The organism is Marivita sp., from assembly GCF_017643905.1.
Classification (GTDB): Bacteria; Pseudomonadota; Alphaproteobacteria; order Rhodobacterales; family Rhodobacteraceae; genus Marivita.
The window spans coordinates 1-4,856 of the sequence record NZ_JAEPMO010000225.1 but is presented as its reverse complement, the minus strand read 5'-3'; the positions used below and the strand labels follow the sequence as shown (position 1 = coordinate 4,856).

The 4,856-nt window shown below is 60.6% G+C and carries 5 protein-coding genes and 1 pseudogene; 3 read left to right on the top strand and 3 right to left on the bottom strand.

Annotation, left to right across the window (positions count from 1 at the left end):
• The 3 genes and pseudogenes from JJ869_RS22050 to JJ869_RS22040 form a co-directional block, all read left to right on the top strand.
• A pseudogene (locus tag JJ869_RS22050) lies at positions 1 to 270 on the top strand (glutamate--tRNA ligase); the annotation flags it as partial.
• Between the two features lie 84 nt (positions 271 to 354).
• On the top strand, positions 355 to 1,650 hold the full coding sequence (gene gltA / locus JJ869_RS22045; protein ID WP_292270834.1) for a citrate synthase: 1,296 nt from the start codon (positions 355 to 357) through the stop codon (positions 1,648 to 1,650).
• A gap of 39 nt (positions 1,651 to 1,689) precedes the next feature.
• Positions 1,690 to 2,199 (top strand): GNAT family N-acetyltransferase, encoded by a 510-nt coding sequence (locus JJ869_RS22040; protein ID WP_292270833.1) that lies wholly within the window; start codon positions 1,690 to 1,692, stop codon positions 2,197 to 2,199.
• A 35-nt stretch (positions 2,200 to 2,234) separates the two neighbouring features.
• On the opposite strand, the gene JJ869_RS22035 is transcribed toward JJ869_RS22040, so the two are convergent.
• The 3 genes from JJ869_RS22035 to JJ869_RS22025 form a co-directional block, all read right to left on the bottom strand.
• Entirely contained in the window at positions 2,235 to 3,011 is a 777-nt protein-coding gene (locus tag JJ869_RS22035; RefSeq protein WP_292270831.1) for an enoyl-CoA hydratase-related protein, read from the bottom strand.
• Between the two features lie 73 nt (positions 3,012 to 3,084).
• Positions 3,085 to 3,576 carry a cytochrome c-type biogenesis protein gene (locus tag JJ869_RS22030; RefSeq protein ID WP_292270829.1) on the bottom strand — a complete coding sequence of 164 codons (492 nt, stop codon included), beginning with the start codon at positions 3,574 to 3,576 and terminating at the stop codon, positions 3,085 to 3,087.
• Positions 3,573 to 4,856, bottom strand: a 1,284-nt coding sequence (locus tag JJ869_RS22025) for a cytochrome c-type biogenesis CcmF C-terminal domain-containing protein (protein WP_292270826.1), incomplete at its 5' end; no start/stop codon positions are given. The genes JJ869_RS22025 and JJ869_RS22030, both read right to left, overlap by 4 nt.

The following is a 4,856-nucleotide window of genomic DNA, read 5'->3' as shown; positions in this document are numbered from 1 at the left end:
GCTAAGCAACTGGATACGGTATCCCGTGGCATACTGCAATCGTTGACGCCGCAGTTGCAAAATGCTAGCTGGACGCGTGATGAGCTTGAAGCCGTCACATCCCGAATTGCAGAAGAGCACGGGACGAAATTCGGCAAGCTGGCGGGCCCGATGCGGGCCGCGCTTGCGGGCCGGGCCGTGACGCCGAGTGTGTTCGATATGATGCTGGTTCTGGGGCGTGACGAAACAGTCGCCCGCCTGAAAGAAGCAGCCGCCAAAGGGACTGATTGACGCCACGACGGCGACGCGGTTTCTAGGCTTGGGATAGCTGGCTCCGGGCGCTTTGCCCTGAGCAATGAGACGAAGGGACCACGTATGTCTGACACCTCTAAAACCGCGACGCTGACCATTGGCGACAGCTCTTACGAGCTGCCGATCTACACCCCGACCGCCGGACCGGATGTCATCGACATTCGCAAGCTTTATGGTCAGGCAGGTGTGTTTACCTACGATCCCGGCTTCACCTCGACTGCGGCCTGCGACAGCACCATCACCTTTATCGACGGCGATGAAGGCGTGTTGCTGCACCGAGGCTACCCGATCGACCAACTGGCGGCGAAATCGCATTATCTCGAAGTGTGCTACCTGCTGCTGTACGGGGAACTGCCTTCGGCGGCCGAGCTTGAGCATTTCGAAAGCACGATCACCCGCCATACGATGATCCACGAGCAGATGCACAACTTCTTCCGTGGCTTCCGTCGCGATGCGCACCCGATGGCCACCATGGTTGGCGTGGTCGGCGCAATGTCGGCGTTCTATCACGATTCCACGGACATTTCCGACCCGCTGCAGCGCGAGATCGCGTCACATCGTCTGATCGCCAAGATGCCCACCATCGCGGCGATGGCCTACAAGTATTCGATTGGTCAGCCCTTCGTGTACCCGCGCAACGATCTGGATTACGCGGCGAACTTCCTGCACATGTGTTTTGCGGTTCCGGCTGAGCAGTATCAGGTCGACCCGATCATGGCGCGTGCCATGGACCGGATCTTCACTCTGCATGCCGACCATGAACAGAACGCATCGACATCGACTGTGCGTCTGGCCTCGTCTTCAGGTGCCAACCCCTTCGCGTGCATCGCGGCGGGTATTGCCTGCCTCTGGGGTCCCGCGCATGGCGGTGCGAACCAAGCCTGCCTTGAGATGCTCAAGGAAATCGGCACGCCCGACCGCATCCCGGAATACATCGCCCGTGCCAAGGACAAGAACGACCCGTTCCGCCTGATGGGCTTTGGCCACCGCGTCTACAAGAACTTCGACCCGCGTGCGACCGTGATGAAACAGTCGGCAGACGAAGTGCTGGACCTGCTGGGGGTCGAAAACAACCCGATCCTCGCGACCGCGAAGGAACTGGAAAAAGCTGCTCTGGCTGACGACTACTTCGCCGAGAAGAAGCTGTTCCCGAACGTGGATTTCTATTCCGGCGTCATCCTCGAAGCGATGGGCTTCCCGACCTCGATGTTCACGCCGATTTTCGCGCTGAGCCGGACTGTCGGCTGGATTTCCCAATGGAAAGAGCAGCTCGCCGATCCGCAGATGAAAATCGGCCGTCCGCGCCAGCTTTACCAAGGCGAGACAATGCGCGACTATGTCGACATCGAAAAGCGCTGATTTCTACAGGAAAGGCCGCCTTCGGGCGGCCTTTTTCATATGACCCATTTGGTGACCAAACGGCTGGTGTTGCGGAAGGCCCGGATCGCGGATCTGGACGACCTGCACGCGGTCTACAGCGACCCACAGGTGATGCGCTACTGGTCCAACCCGCCGCATGATGACATCGCGATCACACACCGCAATCTTGAGCGTCTGATCGCGTCGTCCGAACCGGTGGTGACCTATTTCGTCATCGAGTGCGGTGGCCATGCAATAGGCTGCGCTGGCGTGCATATGGGTGACGAGGTGGGGTTCCTGCTGCGGTCGGACCATTGGCAGCAAGGGCTGATGTCCGAGGCGCTTGGGGCGCTGATCCCTTATTTCTTTGAAGACCTGCGTTATCCGCAATTGACGGCGGACGCGGACCCGATGAATGCGGCCTCAATCGCAACGCTTCTGTCTGCCGGGTTCGTAAAAACCGGCGAGGCGAAGAACACGTTCTGCGTCGACGGCGTCTGGTCGGACAGTGTCTATTTCACGTTGAAGCCGGAGTTCCGGGCAGCGTAGGCCGAACCCAATGGTTCGGCCTGATCCGAGCCGTCTTACCGCCCTTCGTATTGCGCCGGGCGCTTTTCAAGGAACGCCACAACGCCCTCTTTGAAGTCACGGGTCTGGCCGCACTGACCTTGGAGTTTGGCCTCAAGCGCAAGCTGCTCTTCAAGATCGTTGTCAAACGACGCACGGATGGATTGCTTGACCCGCCGGTAGGCGGCGGTCGGCCCCTTGGCGAGGTGCAGCGCGCGGGATTTCCAATGATCAGCAAATCTCGCATCTGACACGGCCTCGTAGATCATGCCCCAATCATCTGCCTGACGGGCGGTGATCTTGTCTGCGAACAGCGCCGCGCCCATCGCCTTGGCCAGACCCATCTGGCGTGGCAGGTAATAGGTGCCGCCCGCGTCCGGGATCAGGCCGATGCGGGTAAACGCCTGCAGGAAGAACGCGGATTCGGTCGCGATCACCACATCCGCGGCCAGCGCGAGGTTGGCCCCTGCCCCGGCAGCAGCGCCGTTCACAGCGCTGATCGTCGGCACAGGGCAGTCGTAGATCGCGCGCAGCATCGGCACATATTCGTCGCGCAGGGTGCGTTCCAGATCAAGATTGGCCGCGTTGGCGCGGTCGCCAAGGTCCTGCCCCGAGCAAAAGGATTTCCCCGCGCCGGTCAAAACAACAACACGCGCAGACTTCCCACCTTCAAGTACGGCGTCTGTGATTTCGGCCCGCATCTGGGTGTTGAGGGCATTCATCACCTCGGGACGGTTCAAGGTGACCGTGGCAATGTCGTCGGTGATGTCAAAGGTGATGGTCTCGTAATTCATGCGCCGGGCACTCCTGATGATGCTGGTGGCATCAAACACGGAAGCACCCGGTTTGGCAAAGCCCAACGCGGCGTCACGAATCCTTGAGGATTTCCTTGAGCCGCGCCGCTTCATCCTCAGAGAGCCCGGCTTCGGTCGGGGCTGCCGCAGTCGAGCGACCTCGGACATAGGCCACACCGACCCCAAGGGCGAGCAGGAACAGGGCAGGACCGGACAGCCACAGGATGATGTTCCAGCCATCTGTGCGAGGTTTCAGCAGTACGAATTCGCCGTATCGGGCGACAAGGTAGTCGAGAACCTGCTGATCGCTGTCCCCCGCCACCAGACGTTCTCGCACGACAAGGCGCAGTTCCCGCGCGAGGTCGGCATGGGATTCGTCAATGCTTTCGTTCTGGCACACCACGCAGCGCAGTCCTTTGGACAGCTCGCGGGCACGGTTTTCGAGCACCGGATCATCCAGCACTTCGTCAGGTTGTACCGCGAATGCCGGTGACGCAATGGGCATCGCCACCGCAAGGCCCAGGACCACCGCCAGAAGCCGCAACAGGTTCGGAAGACTGGTCATTCCGCCGGAACCCCCTGCGGTGTCGCCTGACGCTGCGCTCCTGCCGCCACACGGTAGCGACGGTCGGTGAGAGACAGCACTCCGCCCAGAGCCATGAGCAACGCACCCGCCCAGATCCAGTTCGCCAGCGGCTTGATATAGGTCCGCATGACCCAGCCACCGTCGTCCTGCGGATCGCCTATCACGACGTAGATGTCGCGCAGGAAGCGGTAGTCGATGGCCGCCTCTGTCGTCGGCATCTGCGCCACGGGATAGTTGCGCTTTTCCGGATTGAGGAAGGCAATCTGTTCGCCATCGCGGCGCACGATCACATCCCCCATGGTGGAGAAATAGTTCGGTCCGCGCACCTGGTTGACCGCGGTGAGTTCAAGTTCGAAATCGCCAACCTGGAACGGTTCGCCGATCTGCGCGACACGAATGTCCTCTTCCTGCCACGCCATCAGACCAGCGATGCCAACCATGGTGATGCCAAAGCCGATATGGGCCGTTGCCTTGCCCCAATCCGACCGCGGCAAGCGCAGCAAACGAGACAGGTCACGGGTCTGACCCGTGCGGTTGATCAGGTCCACAACAGCGCCCGAGATCACCCACGCGGCCAAAAAGACGCCAACGGGGCCAAGCAGGCTGGTGCCGGTCTGCATGGTCCAGAAGAGGCCCAGCAGAAGCACACCAAGGATGAACGCAGGCACAAGCTGCTTCACCGCCCGGTCCACCTTGGCGCGTTTCCAGCTGAGCATCGACCCCAGAGGCAAAAGCAGGCCGAGCACCACCATGAACGGGGTGAACGCCATGTTGAAGAACGGCGCGCCCACGCTGAGCTTGGTGTCAAAGAACATCTCGGCAACAACAGGCCACATGGTGCCAACGAAGACGACAAAGCAACTGACCGCAAGGATCACATTGTTCGCGACCAACGCGCTTTCGCGGCTGGCCACGCCAAAGACGCCCTTGGCCTCCATCGCGGTGGCGCGGAACGCATAGAGCGTGAGTGCGCCTCCGGTGAAGAACACCATGATCATCAGGATGAACACACCGCGTTCGGGATCATTTGCGAAGGCATGAACCGATGTCAGCAGGCCCGAGCGGACAATGAAGGTACCGATCAGCGAGAAGCCGAAGGCAAGAATCGCCAGCAGTATGGTCCAGCTTTTGAGCGCCTCACGCTTTTCCACCACAATGGCCGAGTGCAGAAGCGCTGCGGCCAGCAGCCAAGGCATGAAGGATGCGTTCTCGACCGGGTCCCAGAACCAGAAGCCACCCCAACCAAGCTCGTAATAGGC